16 protein-coding genes and 1 pseudogene are annotated in these 16,379 nt (G+C 66.4%); 8 read left to right on the forward strand and 9 right to left on the reverse strand.

Going from position 1 to position 16,379, the window contains the following annotated elements:
- Positions 1–37: 37 nt before the first annotated feature.
- The gene (locus tag DFR24_RS14275) at positions 38–1,096 is read left to right on the forward strand and encodes an NADH:ubiquinone reductase (Na(+)-transporting) subunit F (RefSeq protein ID WP_133882067.1); all 1,059 of its coding nucleotides are present in this window, start codon (positions 38–40) and stop codon (positions 1,094–1,096) included.
- A 108-nt stretch (positions 1,097–1,204) separates the two neighbouring features.
- Here the strand turns inward: DFR24_RS14275 and DFR24_RS14280 are convergent, their stop codons facing one another.
- Together DFR24_RS14280 and DFR24_RS14285 are read right to left on the reverse strand one after the other, a co-directional pair.
- Positions 1,205–1,447: a hypothetical protein gene (locus DFR24_RS14280; protein WP_133882068.1), complete on the reverse strand. Its 243-nt coding sequence runs from the start codon at positions 1,445–1,447 to the stop codon at positions 1,205–1,207.
- Positions 1,448–1,579: 132 nt separating this feature from the next.
- Positions 1,580–2,512: an acyl-CoA dehydrogenase family protein gene (locus DFR24_RS14285; RefSeq protein WP_162851216.1), complete on the reverse strand. Its 933-nt coding sequence runs from the start codon at positions 2,510–2,512 to the stop codon at positions 1,580–1,582.
- Between the two features lie 163 nt (positions 2,513–2,675).
- Here DFR24_RS14285 and DFR24_RS14290 point away from each other — a divergent pair, with 163 nt between their 5' ends.
- On the forward strand, positions 2,676–4,127 hold the full coding sequence (locus tag DFR24_RS14290; protein ID WP_133882070.1) for a sensor histidine kinase: 1,452 nt from the start codon (positions 2,676–2,678) through the stop codon (positions 4,125–4,127).
- Positions 4,114–4,815: a response regulator gene (locus tag DFR24_RS14295; RefSeq protein WP_133882071.1), complete on the forward strand. Its 702-nt coding sequence runs from the start codon at positions 4,114–4,116 to the stop codon at positions 4,813–4,815. The genes DFR24_RS14290 and DFR24_RS14295 overlap by 14 nt, the downstream gene beginning before the upstream one ends.
- 88 nt (positions 4,816–4,903) lie before the next feature.
- Here DFR24_RS14295 and DFR24_RS25170 read toward each other — a convergent pair whose 3' ends face one another.
- On the reverse strand, positions 4,904–5,032 hold the full coding sequence (locus DFR24_RS25170; RefSeq protein WP_281280172.1) for a hypothetical protein: 129 nt from the start codon (positions 5,030–5,032) through the stop codon (positions 4,904–4,906).
- A gap of 112 nt (positions 5,033–5,144) precedes the next feature.
- Between DFR24_RS25170 and DFR24_RS14300 the strand changes: the two genes are divergently transcribed.
- Positions 5,145–6,200 carry a hypothetical protein gene (locus tag DFR24_RS14300; protein ID WP_133882072.1) on the forward strand — a complete coding sequence of 352 codons (1,056 nt, stop codon included), beginning with the start codon at positions 5,145–5,147 and terminating at the stop codon, positions 6,198–6,200.
- A gap of 316 nt (positions 6,201–6,516) precedes the next feature.
- Here the strand turns inward: DFR24_RS14300 and DFR24_RS14305 are convergent, their stop codons facing one another.
- The 5 genes and pseudogenes from DFR24_RS14305 to DFR24_RS14325 form a co-directional block, all read right to left on the reverse strand.
- Positions 6,517–6,993 carry a hypothetical protein gene (locus DFR24_RS14305; protein WP_133882073.1) on the reverse strand — a complete coding sequence of 159 codons (477 nt, stop codon included), beginning with the start codon at positions 6,991–6,993 and terminating at the stop codon, positions 6,517–6,519.
- Complete coding sequence (locus tag DFR24_RS14310; protein ID WP_133882074.1) at positions 6,990–8,783, reverse strand: FAD-dependent oxidoreductase; 1,794 nt, start codon at positions 8,781–8,783, stop codon at positions 6,990–6,992. The genes DFR24_RS14305 and DFR24_RS14310 overlap by 4 nt, the downstream gene beginning before the upstream one ends.
- 225 nt (positions 8,784–9,008) lie before the next feature.
- Entirely contained in the window at positions 9,009–10,304 is a 1,296-nt protein-coding gene (locus DFR24_RS14315; RefSeq protein ID WP_210772422.1) for an aromatic ring-hydroxylating oxygenase subunit alpha, read from the reverse strand.
- Between the two features lie 10 nt (positions 10,305–10,314).
- Positions 10,315–10,683 (reverse strand): hypothetical protein, encoded by a 369-nt coding sequence (locus DFR24_RS14320; protein ID WP_133882075.1) that lies wholly within the window; start codon positions 10,681–10,683, stop codon positions 10,315–10,317.
- Positions 10,680–10,961: pseudogene (locus DFR24_RS14325) on the reverse strand (2-hydroxymuconate tautomerase); the annotation flags it as partial. The gene DFR24_RS14320 and the pseudogene DFR24_RS14325, both read right to left, overlap by 4 nt.
- 130 nt (positions 10,962–11,091) lie before the next feature.
- Here DFR24_RS14325 and DFR24_RS14330 point away from each other — a divergent pair.
- From DFR24_RS14330 to DFR24_RS14345, 4 genes are all read left to right on the forward strand, one after another.
- The gene (locus DFR24_RS14330) at positions 11,092–12,057 is read left to right on the forward strand and encodes a LysR family transcriptional regulator (RefSeq protein ID WP_133882077.1); all 966 of its coding nucleotides are present in this window, start codon (positions 11,092–11,094) and stop codon (positions 12,055–12,057) included.
- Between the two features lie 233 nt (positions 12,058–12,290).
- A complete protein-coding gene (locus DFR24_RS14335) occupies positions 12,291–12,743 on the forward strand; it encodes a nuclear transport factor 2 family protein (RefSeq protein WP_133882078.1) in 453 nt (150 codons plus the stop codon).
- A gap of 123 nt (positions 12,744–12,866) precedes the next feature.
- Positions 12,867–14,306, forward strand: a complete 1,440-nt coding sequence (locus DFR24_RS14340; protein ID WP_133882079.1) for an aldehyde dehydrogenase family protein — start codon at positions 12,867–12,869, stop codon at positions 14,304–14,306.
- Positions 14,307–14,470: 164 nt separating this feature from the next.
- The gene (locus DFR24_RS14345) at positions 14,471–15,562 is read left to right on the forward strand and encodes an aromatic ring-hydroxylating dioxygenase subunit alpha (protein ID WP_133882080.1); all 1,092 of its coding nucleotides are present in this window, start codon (positions 14,471–14,473) and stop codon (positions 15,560–15,562) included.
- An 89-nt stretch (positions 15,563–15,651) separates the two neighbouring features.
- On the opposite strand, the gene DFR24_RS14350 is transcribed toward DFR24_RS14345, so the two are convergent.
- Positions 15,652–16,182: an REP-associated tyrosine transposase gene (locus DFR24_RS14350; protein WP_133882081.1), complete on the reverse strand. Its 531-nt coding sequence runs from the start codon at positions 16,180–16,182 to the stop codon at positions 15,652–15,654.
- Positions 16,183–16,379 lie beyond the last annotated feature (197 nt).

Below are 16,379 nucleotides of genomic sequence, written 5' to 3' on the forward strand. Positions count from 1 at the left end.
GAAAAGCCCCGGACTTCGTCCGGGCTACGAGATCGCGATGACCTACCAACTCACCATCGAACCCCTCGGCGCCACGATCGACGTCGAGGATGACCAGACGATGCTCGACGCCGCGCTACGCGCCGGCATTTACCTGCCGCACGCCTGCTGCCACGGCCTCTGTGCCACCTGCAAGGTGCAGATCGTCGACGGCGAAGTCGAGCACGGCGAGGCCTCGCCGTTCGCATTGATGGATTTCGAACGCGACGAGCGCAAGACGCTGGCCTGCTGCGCGCTGCTGCAATCGGACGTCACGATCGAAGCCGACGTCGACGAGGAACCCGACGCCGAGGTCATCCCCGTCCGCGATTTCGCCGGCACCGTGACGCGCGTCGAAAGCCTCACGCCGACGATCAAGGGCATCTGGGTGGCGCTCGACGAGCCCATCCATTTCCAGGCCGGGCAGTACATCAACCTGGACATTCCGACGCTCGGCATCAGCCGCCCGTTCTCACTGGCCAACGCGCCGAGCACGACGAGCCGCGAGATCGAACTCAACGTGCGCATCGTGCCGGGAGGCGCCGGCACCGCGTACCTGCACCAGAACCTCAAGGCCGGCGACGCAATCCGCATCTCGGGCCCCTACGGCCGCTTCTTCGTGCGCAAGTCTGCGGATCTGGCGACGCTCTACATGGCCGGCGGCTCCGGCCTGTCGAGCCCGCGCAGCATGATCCTGGACCTGCTCGCGCAGGGCAGCGAACGGCCGATCACGCTGGTCTACGGCCAGCGCCATCGCGCCGAGCTGTACTACCACGACGAGTTCACCGCACTCGCGCAGCAGTACCCGAACTTCACATACGTGCCGGCGCTGTCGCATGAGCCCGCGGACAGCGACTGGAGCGGGTATCGCGGTTTCGTGCACGAGGCCGCCAAGGCGCACTTCGACAACGACTTTCGCGATCACAAGGCCTATCTCTGCGGTCCGCCGCTGATGATCGATGCGTGCATCACGACGCTGATGCAGGGCCGGCTGTTCGAGAAGGACATCTACACCGAGAAGTTTCTTTCGGCGGCGGACGTGCAGCAGGTGCGGAGTCCGTTGTTCAGGAAGCTGTAGCTTCACCGTAGCCCGGGTGTTGAATTTCGCGACGCGAAAGAGCCCGGGTTCCTCTCATTCTTCGAACCGGCATCCCGGGTTTCACCCGGGCTACGCAAAGCGAAGCGCTCAGTTCCCTGCCGCGCTCTTCACCGCGTTGACGAACGCGTACATCCCGAGCATTGCGACGGCCGCGAAGATCAGCACCGCGCCCAGGATCGCGCCGGTGCTGGCGTTGGACACGCCGCCGCCGCGATCGCTGGTCCTGCGGATGCCGATGACGCCGGCGAGGATCACGCCGAGCAGGCGGAAGCTGTTCATCGATTTCGGCGGCGCTTTTTCGGGCGCGGCTGGCGGGGGAGCGTCGGTCATGGCGGCTTTGTTCGTGACGGCGAGCGTCATTGTCGGCGATGTGGGCGTTCGCCGGAAATATCCGGGCCGTCGTGCCGCGTAGGGTGCGCCCCGCGCACCGCCCCTCGCCGCATGGCAAGCCGCATCCCCGGGCTACGGGAAGCGTTCCCAGGCCCGTTCGAGCCGCGCAGCGCGGGCTTGAGAGGCGATCTTCAGCAGCGCCTTGTCGCGCTTCCATCGCACGGCGGCCTCGGGATCGCCCGCAGATGAGGCGTCCCAGAAAGCATCCGTTTCGCTCGCAAGCTGCTCGCCGCTCGCCAGCGCACCCGCCAGCAGCAGATGCGTGGAACTCGACGCCGGATCGCGCGACGCGATGTCCGAATACGCGGCCAGCACGGCCATTGCCCGTTCGGTCCACGCGCGCGGCCAGCTCAGGCGCCGGGCTTCGCGCACCAGGTACGCGAGGATCGCGGCGTGGACGTGCAGGTCCTCGATCGTGCGAAACGGTTTGACGTAGCGCGCATAGCCGTCGCCCGGCAGCAGGGCCTCGTCGTCCACACGCACGTTCTCGAAGCGCAGCCGTGCGTGCGCAACTTCGGGGACGAAGGAGGTCGGCGGCATCGGTTCGACGTGCACGCCGATGGCGCGCGCATCGACGCGCACGAGTCGAAGCACGGGCTTATCGCCTGTTTCACGCGTGTCGCGCGCCGCGACCAGGAACAGGCCGCCGTCGGGTCCCAGCGTCGTCCAGCGCTTGGCGCCGTTGAGGACGAGCCCGCCGTTCGCGTCGACGCTCAGCGTCGAATGCATCGCCTTGGGCGACGTGCCGCCTTCCTCGGTCACGCACAAGGCCGTCAGCGCGTTGCCGGGAAGGCTGGGAACCAGTGCCCGCAGCGCGGCCTGGTACGCCGTCGCGAAAGCCCAGGCCACGCGATCCGCCATGTAGCCACCGACGATCGCGCGTTCGATCGAGCCCGATCGTCCGGCGCAGAGCACGCGATGACGCGCCCACCAGTCGGCCACCGTTTCGCAGGGCGCGAGGGCGGTCGCGGCAGTGAGCAGATGGTCAGGCCAGGGCGCGGTCATCGGGTTCCGGGGTCGCAGGTGGAATGCGGCGAGGTTCGCATCAAGCCACCGGTGCACGAAAGCGTAGGGTGCGCCTCGCGCACCCCACGGATCCTGCATCGCGCGCTCGAATTTGCCATTCTTCACCGCAGCATTTTTCCCACACCCCATCTTCCGCGCGACCATGAACACCATCGCCAGAGGATTGATCGCCAGCGCGGTGCCGGTGGCCATCGTCGCCGGCGTCGTGCTCTGCGGCGCCGCACTGCGGGAACTGCCGGGCGAGTGGCGGATGATCAATCAGCCGCTGCACGCCACGGTGGAATCGCTGGGCGGGTTCACGGCCATCGCGATGGCCCTGGTCCTGTTGCTGCGCGGCACGGTGGCGGGACGCCCGAGCACGTACCTGGCGCTCGGCTTCTTCGCGATGGGTCTGGTCGAGATCCTTCACGCCGTCTCGCACCCCGGCAATCTCTTCGTGTGGTTCCGGGTACTCGCCAGCGTGGCCGGCGGCCTGGGATTCGTCCTCATGTGGTGGCCAGGCCCATGGCGTCTGCCGACCGCGCGGCGGCCGCTGCTGCTGCTCGTCGCCGCCGGAACGATCGCACTCGGAGCCGTTTCGTGGCTCATGCCGACGCACGTGCCCGTGCTGGTGCAGGACGGAACCTTCACCCCGCTGGCCGTCTCTCTCAAGAACGTGGCCTGCGGCCTGTTCGGTGTCGGCGCGATCGCGTGCTTCTGGAGCTACGCGAAACTCAAGGAGCCCGAGACCTATTTGTTCGGCTGCCTCGCGCTGCTGTTCACCGTCGCCGAATTCGTCTTCAACTATTCAACGCTGTGGGACGCGTCCTGGTGGTTCTGGCATTTCGTGCGCCTGTTCGCCTACGCGCTGGTGCTGGGCTACATCGGTCGCGGTTACCTGAAGATGGTCTCGGACCTGCGGGTCGCGCTGGTCGAGACCCGCACGGCGGAGACCGCACTGCGGCTCAGCGAATCGCAGTTGCGCCAGTCGCTCGACGAGCGCGAACGGCTCGGTCGCGATCTGCACGACAGCATCATCCAGTCGATCTACGCCATCGGCCTGCGCCTCTCGCAATGTCGCCGTCTGGTCGTCGGCGAAGCCGAGCACGCCCTGCAGCAACTGGGCATCGCCATGGACGAGATCAACGCGGTGATCCGCGAGGTGCGCCTCTACGTCTCCGGCATCGAGGTGGCGGTGTCGAGCGGCAAGGAACTGGAGGCCGGCATGGCGGCGCTGATCCACACGATGGACGGCGGACAGGCGCTGCGCTTCTACCTGCAGATGGATTCCGCCGCGGCGGAACGCCTGACGCCGTTCCAGGCGACGCACCTGCTCTACATCGCCAAGGAGGCGATGAGCAACAGCCTGCGGCACTCGCGCGCGCGCAACGGCGGGGTTTCGCTGAAGCTCGCCGACGATGCAGTTCGCATGATCGTGGAGGACGACGGCGCGGGCTTCGACCCCGGCTCGATCGCCACGCCAGGACACGGCCTGAAGAACATTCGCGCCCGCGCCGAGAACCTGGGCGCGAGCTGCGAGTTCCTGTCCACGCCCGGGCACGGAACCCGCATCACGATCGACGTTCCCGCGCGAACTTCCCATGTCATCGCCTGAGAAGAAGACGATCCGCTTGCTGCTGGTCGACGACCACGTCGTGGTGCGCTCCGGCCTGAGGATGCTGCTGGGCGCCAACGAGCACCTCACGGTCGTCGGCGAAGCGGCGACGCAGGAAGCCGCGATTGCCGAGGCCGCACGGCTGGAGCCCGACATCGTGCTGATGGACGTGCGCCTGCCGGACGGCAGCGGCATCGAGGCCTGCCGCGAGATCCGCAGCGTGCGTCCGGAGACGCGCGTGCTGTTCCTGACGTCGTTCGCCGACGACGAGGCCTTGCTCGCCACGTTCCTGGCCGGCGGACAGGGCTACCTGCTCAAGGAGATCGACGAGGATGGCCTGATCCGTTCGATCGAGGCCGTGGCCGGCGGGCAGTCGATCCTCGATGCGGCGATGACGCAGCGGATGTTCGCGCAGATGAATACGCCGACGCCGTCGGGAGCCCGTCCGACCGATGGGCTGTCGCAGCAGGAGCACAAGGTTCTCGCGCTGGTCGCCGAGGGACAGACCAACAAGCAGATCGCGGCCGCGCTGGGCCTGAGCGACAAGACCGTGCGCAACTACCTGAGCCAGATTTTCCAGAAGCTGCAGGTCACCCACCGGGCGCATGCGGCAGCGCTGTATATCCGCCAGGCACCGGGACCCGGGACACCTGTCCCGTCGCCGGCGAAGGACAAAAAACACCGTTAGACGGGGCGGATGACCCTACCGGCCTCGCGCCGGCAGGACCACGCTCCCTTGCAAGGCTGCCAGCCGAGGGAGTCGTCCAGTGGTTATTTCACTCTCGCATGCATTTCGCCGCGCCGACCTTCGCGACGACGGGGCCGCGCGCCTCGACCGGACGTCCGTCGATCGATGCGATTTCGAAACCCGGCCGCATCCCGAAGAGCGAGGTTGCCTCGAGCAACCGGACGTTCCGCCCCAGGGCGGTTCGACCCGAACGAGACGGGGCGCGACGGGGCGACAGCCTCTCGTTCTTCGCTCGACCCATTGATCGCGGTATCGACAGGAGAAGCGCGATGTCCAGAGTATTCACGGTGTACAACTGCGGCACCGGCTTCAATCGCACGCAGACCGACGAGGTCGTCGCCAACATGGCATCGCGGACCAGCGGCGCCGAGAACCGCGACTGGATGGTCACGGACGGGGTGGGTCAGGCGTTCAACACGCCCGGCACATTCGACCCGATCACCGGCAAGAAGAACGTGCTGGGCCACATGGATGAAAGGGCGATCCTGGTTGCGCTGGGCAGCATCTCCGGCTGGGGCTGGGAGCAGAACGAGCGACACGTCTGGGCCGTCATCAGCAGCCTGATCTCCGGATCCTCGGCGGCGCCCGACACCATCAACATGGTGGGCTGGAGCCGCGGCGCCATCACCTGTCACATGATCGCGCACGCTCTGGCCAAGACACCGCAGACGCGGCACCTGAAGGTCAACATCTTCGCGTTCGATCCCGTCCCCGGTCCGGGCAATTTCAAGCCGGACAAGATCACCCTTGCCACGAACATCCACGACTATTCCGTCGTGCAGATGGACAACGAACAACGCTGGATCATGCGGCCGATGTCCTTCGACGGCATCAGCGAGAGTGATGTGCACGGGAAGTACAACTACCACGTGCTCCCAGGCCAGCACGACACCGGCGTGATGCGTGCGCGAGGAGCGGTCGGCATGATCGGCGCAGGACTCGCGCATGCCTTCATGACGCGGCACGGCACCAGCCTGCGAAGCCCGTTGAGCTATACGCCGAAGGAGTATTGCAACCTGTACGCCGTGGCCCGCCTGAACATCCTCAAGTACAAGAAGGCCCCGACCAACAACAGGGCCCAACAGCTCGGCGGATTGGCGACGCATCGTCGCGGCCTTGCGCCCGTCAGCACTGTCCCCAAGAAGCTCGTCGAGACCGAGTACTTCGTCAACAACCATCACGCGCACATGTTCCGCAAGGCGTTTCCGAACGTCTACATGCGGCTGCAGGCCGGGGCGACGCTCACGGGCATGGCGTCGCAGACGCTGAAGGCCGCTGCGCACATGACGCACACGTCGCTGGTCGAGGCGGGGTTGGCTGCCTGACGGCGGCGCGGGGGACGTTACCGCACGGATACGGCGCAGCTTCCCGCGGCAACGCGTGCGCGGAGCGCACCCTACGCGGCCAACCGTAGGGTGCGCCTCGCGCACCTTCGCGCGGCAATGAGCGAGGACGGTCGTACGCGAAGCGCACGGCCGCCGACACGTAGCCCGGGTGAAACCCGGGGGCTGTTTCGTCGCCGAAACAACCGCCAGCAACCGCAGGGTGCGCTCGGCGCACCTTCCCGCGACGACGAACGAGAGCGGTCGTGCGCGGAGCGCACCCCACGCGGCTTCGTCCGGACTACGGGTTGCGCCCCTGCTAGTTCTTCTGCGCGCCCTCGCGGATCCAGCGCTCGACCAGGTCCAGCTGCTCCTTGGGAAACGGCTTCGGCGGGTCGTACATCGGCATCGCGTTGCCGCTGCCGCCGGCTTCGAGTTGCGTGCCCTTGAGCTTGTGGATCAGGTAGCTCTTCGCCGGATCGCCCGGCGTGACGCGGGCCATCGGGGCCTCGGTGCTCGCGGCCATCAGCGCGGCGTGCGAATCGCGACGGCCGAGATTCAGCCCGCCGTTCTCGGCGCCGGTGACGTGGCAGAACACGCATTGCGAATTCAGCAGCGGCTGGATGTCGTCCTTGAAACTGACCGGCTTGTCGGCAGGCCCCTGTGCGGAGACGTCCATGCCGGTCAGCAGGAATCCGACCGCCAGCGCGACGATCGTCAGGATGCGACGGCCCACGCGGGACGGCACGACAGCGCCGCGGTGTTGTTCGGAATGCTTCACGGTGTTCGGGCTCATGCGGTCCTCACAGGCTCGCCGCTGGCGCTGGTTCCAGCCAGCCAGCCGAACGTCAGCGCCGGGCCGATCGTACCGCCGCCGGCCCAGTACGCCTGCGCGGCCGGATGCGCCACGCAGTTGCCGGCGGCGTAGAGACCCGGGATCGGCTTGGCGTCGGCGTCGAGCACCTGGCCCTTCACGTTGACGACGGGGCCGCCCTTCGTGTCGAGCGTGCCGGCGCCGAGAATCACCGCGTAGAACGGACCCTTCGCGACGTCGATGGGATGCATCGTGATGCTGGGATTCTGATTCGGCGCCTTGGCCGCGTTCATGAACTGGAACGCGATCTCGATGGTGGCCTCGCCGCGCGAGAAATCCTCGTCCTTGCCCGCCGTCGCGAAGTCGTTGAAGCGCTCGATGGTCTGCGCCAGGTTCTTGCGGAAATTCTTGTCGAGCGTGAAGCCGCCGGTGTGCTTGGCCAGAGACGCCAGGCGCAGCTCGATGTTGGAGGCCAGTTCGTCGAGCGTGGCGCCCTCGATGACCTGCGGCAGCTTGGCGTTGGCGGCGGGAATCGGGTCGTAGCCCGCGTAGTGCTGCGCCGTGCGCGCATCCCAGATCATGAAGCCGAGCAGGTTCGGATACTCGGCACGCACCGGGTCCCACGTGAAGTGCGCCTGCGCGCGTTCGTTGTACTGGATCTTCTCGTTGACGTAGCGGCGACCGTAGCGATTGACCTGGATCATGCTGTCGCCCGGCGAGGACCACACGTCGACCGCCACGCTGCGCGTCTTCAGCGCGGCCTCGACCTGGATCTGTCCCCACCAGGCGTTGTTCATGTTGCCGAGCACGGCGCCGGCACGCGTGGCGATGTTGACGAAGTCGCCGGTGCTGCCGGGGGCGGCGCATCCGCCCCAGATCTGGCCCTTCAGGTACTGGCGCGCCAGCTCCGGGTTGTGCGTGAAACCTCCGGAGGCGAACACCACGCCCTTGCGCGCGCGGAACGACACCGGTGCGTCGTCGCCGCGATCGATGCTCAGACCCACGACCGCGCCGTCGGCATTGCGGATCACGTCGAGCACCTTGTGATCGAGCAGCGTCTGCGCCGGCTTCTTGTCGAGGCCCTGCATGAGCTGGTGGATCAGCGCCGGACCCGCGCCGCCGTTCTTCGGCCAGACCACGTGCTTGGGATCGGCGCTGCTGTCCGGCACCAGCGAGCGGCCGCGCCGCACCTTGTTCTCCGGAAGATCCGAGTAGTAATCGGGGTAGGCCTTGTCTTCCCAGGTGAGCCAGGGCATGTACTTGAGCCCCGCGTTCTTGCCGAGCGCTTCGACGACCTTGGGCGCGTTGTCGTAGAACGCGGCGATCAGGTCGAACTCCGCCTGCGTGATGCCGAGCAGCGGATCGCTGGGCACGTAACGCGTGGGATGCGCCAGACGCACCATGTACTGCAGCGCATCAAGGCGCTCGTCCGGCACGTTCTGCGACTTCAGATAGCCGTTGTTGGGAATCCAGAACACGCCGCCGGACTTCGCCGTCGTGCCGCCGAGGAACGGCATCTTCTCGAAGATGATGACGCTCGAGCCCTGGCTGATCGCGGCGATGGCCGCCGACAGGCCCGCGGCGCCGGAGCCGACGATCAGCACGTCGGCTTCGCCGGCCCAGTTCGTCTTGGCCGATTTCGCCGGCTTCGCCGCGGATGCGGCGACCGGAATCAGCGAAGCGGCCGAGCCCGCGGCCAGGCCCTTCAGGACGTCGCGTCGCGACGGCATGCGCACGCGGTCGGGCGCCGACGCTGGGTTGGATCGTTTCACGGTGACTCCTTCTGCCTTGCTGATAGTCGCCCCAGCGGGTGGGGCTCATTTATATCCGCACGTTCGACGTGCGGCTTGCATGCAAGCGCTGTGCGGTGAGCGAGGCACTGCATTGCTCCCTCTCTCCGTGTGCTTTTCACGGCGAGAGGGAGCACATCTGTTACTGCGTGTTGCGCCGATGCGGTCTCATCACGGCGCGCGAGCGGCGAACTCCCGCCGCAATGCTCACTTCAACGCGTCCGCCACCTTGTCCGCTTTCATCCACTTGTCCAGCACCCACAGGTTGTGGCGGATCAGCATCTCGGCATCCTGCAGGACCATGTGGTCCTTGGCGCCGGATTCCAGCCCCAGCTGGATACGCTCGCAGTTGGTGACGTCCTCGAGCACGACCTCGGCCCAGCGCGACGCGTAGTGCTCGAGCTGCAGGCGATGGCGGATCGACGCGGTCTTGGGAATGAAGATCCTCAACGTCCACTGCGTGCGGTTGTACGCCACCGGCCAGAACTCGTGGATCCAGAAGCCGCCGGTCGAGTAGTCGATGTTGAAGTTCGGGAAGATCCAGGTGACGTCGGCCGACCAGTTGGGATTCTTCGTCGGATTGATCGCCGGATGATTCATGACGCCCTGGGCGTTCTCGGACGCATCACCACCCAGCACGCCACCGGTGTCCTGGATGTAGACCAGGCTCTCGACCTTGGATGTCGGCGCCGGCACGTAGTGCGGATTGCCGTAGGCGGAGAAGTGACGATGGATGCCGTGCGCACGCGCGCTCAACGGACGCGCATAGCGGTTGTCCTCAGGGTGCGCGAAGCCGGGCGCGAGCGTGGCCGGATGCAGCGAGGGCACGTGGTAGGGCTCGGCGAAGGCGTCCGCGATGAGCTTCCAGTTGGCCTTGAAGTCCGCCTGGATGACGATGGTCTCGTCGAGATTGAAATACGGGATGCCGGCGTAGGTCGTACCGAAGGGACCGAGGAACTCGGCCAGCGTGACTTCCGGCTGCTTCTGGAAGTTGACGAAGATGAAGCCTTCCCAGACGTCGCAGGCGATCGGCGTCAGGCCCAGGCTCTTCTTGTCGACATCGAAGAAATGCTTCTGGTCGGGAATGCCGAGCAGTGCGCCGTCCTTACCGCCGTACGCCCAGTTGTGATACCGGCAGACGTGGCGCTCGGCACGGCCGCAAGGCTTGTTCACGACAAGATTGCCGCGGTGGCTGCACACGTTGTGGAACGCCTGGACCTTGCCTTCCTTGCTGCGCGTGATCAGCACCGATGCCTTGCAGATCAGGATTTCCTTGACGAAGTAGCTGTCGTGCTCCGGCAGCTGCTCGATGCGGCCCGCGAACAGCCAGGCGCGCTTGAACACGCGCTCGCGCTCGCGTTCGAAGAATTCGGGCGAACGATAGGGCTCCACCGAGACCGGCCCGGTGGGCAGGCCCGCGTCGAGCGTGAAGCATTCCTCGGCCATCTGGTGGCGCGGGGTTCCAGACGTTCCCGTCTCGACCTTGTCGATTACTGCGCTCATGGGGTTCTCCTCAGATCCGGCCGCCGTGGGGCCACGGTCCCTGCGTGATGCGTACCGCGCTGGGCCATGTGGAATCGAACGCGCGCGGCGCGCCGTGCATCTCCACCGCGATGGCGGCGTGGTTCATCGCCAGCAGGAGCTTGAACAGGCGCTCGGCGTCGGCCGGCATCTTGCCGAGCTCGTACTGTTCGAGATACGCGATCCCTTGCTCGGCCATCGGCACGACGGTGTCGTAGAAGGCCTGGATGTCTTCCATCTGCGCGGTCGATCGCGCCTCGCGGCGCTTGTCGTTGGTCTCGTGCACCCAGTACGGCACGAAGGCTTCCAGCGCCTCGAAGCCCGCGGGCAGCGAAGTGGCCTTGTCGGTGACGGCGCTCATTCGACGGTCGCTCCGTTGTGGCGCTCGCCAGCGAGCGCACCGTTGCCGGTGGCCGATGCGCTCGGATGACCGTTGCGCTTGCCCAGCGGCTGCTCGCCGACGCTGACGCCGCCGAGCGCGAAGTGCTCGGCGTGCATCTCGTTGATCATGATGCGCACCGTCTCACGCTTCACGCCGAGCGATCCGACGACCGCATCGGTCACCGCCGCGATCATCGCGCGCTTCTGCGCGACGGTTCGTCCTTCCAGCATGTTCACCTGGATGATCGGCATGCGCGTTCTCCTCGTCGCTCGCCTGAGAGTGACTTGAGGTTAGGACTGGCCCTGGCGAGCGTCCAATACTCTTGATGGATGGAGCGATACCCCGCGAGTATCATCCTCTCGGGCCACACACGGATTCCTTTCACGCATGTCGCTCGCTGGAATCGAGCTTCGCCACCTTCGCTACTTCGTCGCGGTGGTCGAGCAGCGCACGTTCCGCGCGGCCGCGCTGCGCCTGCACGTCTCGCAGCCGCCGCTGACGCGACAGATCCAGCAGCTCGAAGAAGCGCTCGGCGTGAAGCTGCTGGAACGCAGCGCGCGCGGCGCGGATCCCACGGCGGCGGGCAAGGTGTTCTATACCGAGGCGCGCAACCTGCTGGCGCTGGCCCAGCAGGCCGCCGAGCGCACGCGCATGGCCGGCGAAGGACGCCTGGGACGCATCGACATCGGCGTGTTCGGCTCCGCGGTGCTCGGCGCGATTCCGAAGATCGTGCAGCGGTTTCGCCTGACACACCCGCACGTGGAGCTGGTCCTGCACAGTCTCGACCGGCTCGGACAGGTCAAGGCACTGCGCGAGCGGCGCATCGCGGTGGGGTTCAACCGCTACTTCGCCGAAGAACCGGACCTGAGCTGGGAAGTGATCCAGACCGAGCACATGTCCGTCGTGCTGCCGGTTCAGCATCCGCTCGCGGATCGCGAGGTGCTGAGCCTGGCGGAGATCGGGAAGGAGCCATTGATCCTGTATCCGCGCACACCGCGTCCCGGCTTCATCGATCAGATGATGCGCATGTTCCATCTACGCCGGATCACGCCGCATGTGAGCCAGGAAGTGGACGACATGGTCACCGCCGTCGGCCTCGTCGCCAGCGGCTTCGGCCTGAGCCTGGTCACCGATTCCGGCTGCAACCTGCGCGTGCCGGGCACGGTGCAGATCCCGCTGCGCAAGGACGACCAGGCGACGGTGGATCTGTGCATGATCCATCGACGCGACGACGACTCGCCATTGCTGCTGGAGTTTCTCGAAGTTGCGCGGGAGCTGCGTGAGCCGGTGGAGACGAAGGTGTTGGCGCGCAAGCCTGCGGTGAAGAAGAGCGTGACGAAGAAGAAGGGTTGAATCACACGTAGCCCGGGTGAAACCCGGGGGCTTCTTCTCTGCCGGCATACATCCCGGGTTTCACCCGGGCTACGGGGGATGCCGATACGGCACCGCTATCGGAACCGGCCTGCAAAGGTATTGGTCTGCGACCTGTGGGGCACGTATGGTCCCCCTCTGCTGAACTCGCCCCATTCACATAGAAGCGTGGCGTCGCCTCTGGCGGCCGTCGCGACACGAGGAGAGCGTCACCCATGAAGCTGACCAAGGCCGGGATGGAAGCGCATATTCGCGCGTACTTCGACGCCTGCAATTCCGGCGATCCCGAACGCATCGCCTCGTACTTCGAGCCCGACGGCGTGCACTACTTCCCGCCCGGCATGTACGGCGGCCCGTTTCGCGGCGGCCTGGAGATCGGCAAGCGCTGGCAGGCCGCGGTGCAGAACTTCGGCTCGTACTGGACCGTCGATCACTTCATCGGCGAGCCCGAGACGCGACGCGCCGTGATCGAGTGGACGCATTTCAAGCGATCGCAGAACACGATGCTGCGCGGAGACGAGTGGTACATCTTCAGCGAGGCCGGACTGATCCAGGAGATCCGCGCGTACTACGCGTCCCCGCAGGATCGCGGACTCACGGCGCTGGAACTCGGTGACTTCGATTACGCGGGGCGCGGATACCCGGTCAAGGCTCCGCCGCTCGCGTAGCCCGGACGAAGTCCGGGGCTTTCCCCCGAACACGGAGTAAAACCCCGGACTTCGTCCGGGCTACGGTTGACGCTGATCCAGAGCGACTTCGCTGAACGGCAGGCAACACCCAAGGAAACTCTGATGAGCAAGGCACACGGCATCTTCATCGGCGGCGAGTGGCACGACGGCGTCGGCACCGAGCCCAACGTGAATCCGTCCGACACGCGCGACATCGTCGGCGACTACGCGCAGGCCGACGCCAGTCACGTCGCCGCCGCCGTCTCGGCGGCACGCGCGGCATTCCCGAGCTGGAGCGCCACGACACCGCAGCAGCGCTCCGAGATCCTCGATCGTGCCGGCACCGAGCTGCTCGCGCGCAGCGCCGAGCTCGGCCGGCTGCTGTCGCGCGAGGAAGGCAAGACCTTGCCGGAGGGCGTCGGCGAGGTCACGCGCGCCGGCCAGCTCTTCAAGTTCTTCGCGGCCGAGGCCGTGCGCCTGAGCGGCACGATGGGCGCGTCGACGCGTCCGGGCATCGGCATCGAAGTCACGCGCGAGCCGGTCGGCGTGTTCGGGCTGATCACGCCGTGGAATTTCCCGATCGCGATTCCGGCGTGGAAGCTCGCGCCGGCGCTGGCCTTCGGCAACTGCGTGGTGCTCAAGCCTTCGGAGTTCACGCCGGCCTGTGCCGTCGTGCTCGTGGAGATCCTCGCGAAGGCCGGCCTGCCCGCGGGCGTGCTGAATCTCGTCAACGGGCCGGGCCACGTCGTGGGCCAGGCGCTGGTCGCCTCATCGGGTGTCGACGGCATCAGCTTCACCGGCTCGGTCGCCACCGGCCGCGGCATCGCGCAGGCCGCGGCGGCGCGCATGGCGCGCGTGCAGTGCGAGATGGGCGGCAAGAATCCGCTGGTCGTGCTCGACGACGCGGATCTCGACGTGGCCGTGAACTGCGCGCTCAACGGCGCTTTCTTCTCGACGGGCCAGCGCTGCACGGCGTCCTCGCGCCTGGTGGTGACGCCAGGTATCCACGATCGCTTCGTGTCGCGTCTGGTGGAACGCCTGCGCGCTTTGAAAGTGGACCACGCGCTCAAGGACGGCACCGAGATGGGGCCGGCCATCCACGAAGCCCAGCTCGAGAAGGACCTGCGTTACGTCGGCATCGCGACGTCGGAAGGTGCGACGCTCGCCTGCGGCGGCGAGCGCCTGCAGCGCGACACGCCAGGCTGGTACCTCTCGCCGGCGCTGCTCACGGACACCACCAACGGCTCGCGCATCAATCGCGAGGAAGTCTTCGGCCCCGTCGCGAGCGTGATCCGCGTGCGCGACTACGACGAGGCGCTGGCGGTTTCGAACGACACCGAGTTCGGGCTGTGCGCCGGCCTGTGCACCACCAGCCTCAAGCACGCCACGCACTTCCGGCGCGCTGCGCAGGCGGGCCTTGTGATGATCAACCTGCCGACGGCGGGCCTCGATTACCACCTGCCGTTCGGCGGGCGCAAAGCCAGCAGCTACGGTCCGCGCGAGCAGGGCGAGGCGGCGCGCGAGTTCTACACGCAGGGCAAGACCGCCTACGTCAGCGCCTGAATCCTCCGCTGCGCCGCGATACGGCGCCGGTATCGCGGCAAGCGGGCAAAGGTATTGGAGCGAGGCGGCTGAAACCCGGTACCTTGGGGTGTCGATAGCCAGGACCGCGCCGATTCGTCGTGCGCGCTACCCGGCACACACAACGAGACGGAAGGAGATCCGACATGTTCGTGAAGAACGCCTGGTACAACGCCGGCTGGGACTACATGTTCACGCAGAGCCAGAAGAACGGGCTCTCGCAGGAAAAAGGCGCGCTGGTCGCGCGCAAGATCGCCGGCGAACGCGTGGTGCTGTACCGCAAGCCGACCGGCCAGCTCGTGGTGCTCGAAGATCGCTGCCCGCATCGCCAGGCCGCGCTGTCGCTGGGCCAGAAGGAAGGCGACGGCATCCGTTGCCTGTACCACGGCATGCGCTTCGGCGCCGACGGCAAGTGCAACGAGATTCCGGGCCAGGAGACGATTCCCGAGCGCGCCTGCGTACGCGTGTTCCCGGTCGTCGAGAAGGACAACTGGGTGTGGGTGTGGATGGGCGATCCGGCGAAGGCGGACGAGAAGCTGATCCCGCACGCCGTGGGCCCGAGCGATCCGGACTGGAACGTGAAGACCTCGCAGATGCACGTGAAGGCCAACTACCGCCTCGAGATCGCCAACCTGGCGGATCTCACGCACCTGGCCTGGATCCACCGCGACACGCTGGGCGCGCCCGACCTGACCACGCGCGACCGCTACACGCACATCAAGCCGAAGTTCACGATGCTTTCGCACGCGATGCGCACGGAGTACTACGTGCGCAGCGTGCCGATCAACTCGTTCCTGTCGCACCTGTTTCCGCCGGGCATGCTGTTCGATCTCGAGTTCGACATCATGCATACGCTGCCCTGCACCTGGGTGCTGCACTTCCGCGCATTCGTCGCCGATGGCAAGGACGAGGGCGCGCCCACCGGCCAGCTCGTCGCCGACACCTGGACCAGCCAGGCCGTCACGCCCTGCGACGAGGACGAGGTCGACTACTACTACTCGTGGGGCGCCTCGAAAGTCTGCGAGTTCGCGGGCCTGTCGCAGCTGTTGTGCGACAACCTCGACGACGCCTTCACCGAGGACCGCCACGTGCTCGAAGCCCAGCACGTGCGCATGAAGGAAAAACCCAACTTCCCGATGGTGGACATCATCCACGACGCCGGGCCGGGGAAGATGCTGTGGTTGCTCGACAAGCATTTGAAGGGCGAGGCGAAGGAAGCGGCGACGGTGACGGCGTAGCCCGAAGGCGGCACACCGCGTCACCGTAGCCCGGACGAAGTCCGGGATGCCGGTTCGATGGGAGCGGAAAACCCCGGACTTCGTCCGGGCTACTCTCCAGTCGGGCTCTGCGGTTCGACAGGAGAGTTTTCGCCCCAATCCTTCGTGATCAGACCCTGCCTCACATATCGATGGATCGACGAGTGCGGCCAATCGCACGCCGCTTGTGCGAGTCCGTGCTTCACCGGGTTGTAGTGAATGTAATCCACATGACGAGCGAAGTCGTCGTCGTCACGGATCGTGTGTTCCCAGAATCGCGTCTGCCAGTAACCGGACTCTCGGCGACTGTTCTTGCACATCGGAACACCGCTGCCCGCCACGCCGAACGTGAATCGCCGCTTGATCGTCTGCATCCGCGTCGAGAAATCCGCGTCTCCTTCCGGCAACGTGCACAGCAAATGGAAATGATCCGGTAGCACGACGACCGCGTCGACATGGAAAGGGTTCTCCGCAGCCGCGCACCGGAATGCCGCGCGAAGCTGTTCGATGTGATCGAGCAGCAGACGTGTCCCGCGATCGCGCAGTACGACGGTCAGGAAGTACGGCGCGTTGGCGATGTGGCTGCGACGGTAGAGGACCATGGCCCACGTTAGGCGCGGGGCCCAGCGAGCGGCAGCGTGCGAAAGCACGTTCATCACCATCGGCGCCGTCGTCACCCCGTAGCCCGGACGAAGTCCGGGGTTGCGCTCCGTGTTCGAGGGGAATCCCGGACTTCGTCCGGGCTACGGGATCACAGTTCGAGTTCGAGCACCTTCGACTTCGCCCGCGACACGCAGAT

This window comes from Panacagrimonas perspica, from assembly GCF_004364935.1.
Lineage (GTDB): Bacteria > Pseudomonadota > Gammaproteobacteria > Nevskiales > Nevskiaceae > Panacagrimonas > Panacagrimonas perspica.

Bases quoted from the DNA above. Each gene is read 5' to 3' on its own strand.
- DFR24_RS14275 (WP_133882067.1), top strand. From the start codon at position 38: ATGACCTACCAACTCACCATCGAACCCCTCGGCGCCACGATCGACGTC.
- DFR24_RS14280 (WP_133882068.1), bottom strand. From the start codon at position 1,447: ATGACCGACGCTCCCCCGCCAGCCGCGCCCGAAAAAGCGCCGCCGAAA.
- DFR24_RS14285 (WP_162851216.1), bottom strand. From the start codon at position 2,512: ATGACCGCGCCCTGGCCTGACCATCTGCTCACTGCCGCGACCGCCCTC.
- DFR24_RS14290 (WP_133882070.1), top strand. From the start codon at position 2,676: ATGAACACCATCGCCAGAGGATTGATCGCCAGCGCGGTGCCGGTGGCC.
- DFR24_RS14295 (WP_133882071.1), top strand. From the start codon at position 4,114: ATGTCATCGCCTGAGAAGAAGACGATCCGCTTGCTGCTGGTCGACGAC.
- DFR24_RS14300 (WP_133882072.1), top strand. From the start codon at position 5,145: ATGTCCAGAGTATTCACGGTGTACAACTGCGGCACCGGCTTCAATCGC.
- DFR24_RS14305 (WP_133882073.1), bottom strand. From the start codon at position 6,993: ATGAGCCCGAACACCGTGAAGCATTCCGAACAACACCGCGGCGCTGTC.
- DFR24_RS14315 (WP_210772422.1), bottom strand. From the start codon at position 10,304: ATGAGCGCAGTAATCGACAAGGTCGAGACGGGAACGTCTGGAACCCCG.
- DFR24_RS14320 (WP_133882075.1), bottom strand. From the start codon at position 10,683: ATGAGCGCCGTCACCGACAAGGCCACTTCGCTGCCCGCGGGCTTCGAG.
- DFR24_RS14330 (WP_133882077.1), top strand. From the start codon at position 11,092: ATGTCGCTCGCTGGAATCGAGCTTCGCCACCTTCGCTACTTCGTCGCG.
- DFR24_RS14335 (WP_133882078.1), top strand. From the start codon at position 12,291: ATGAAGCTGACCAAGGCCGGGATGGAAGCGCATATTCGCGCGTACTTC.
- DFR24_RS14340 (WP_133882079.1), top strand. From the start codon at position 12,867: ATGAGCAAGGCACACGGCATCTTCATCGGCGGCGAGTGGCACGACGGC.
- DFR24_RS14345 (WP_133882080.1), top strand. From the start codon at position 14,471: ATGTTCGTGAAGAACGCCTGGTACAACGCCGGCTGGGACTACATGTTC.
- DFR24_RS14350 (WP_133882081.1), bottom strand. From the start codon at position 16,182: ATGGTCCTCTACCGTCGCAGCCACATCGCCAACGCGCCGTACTTCCTG.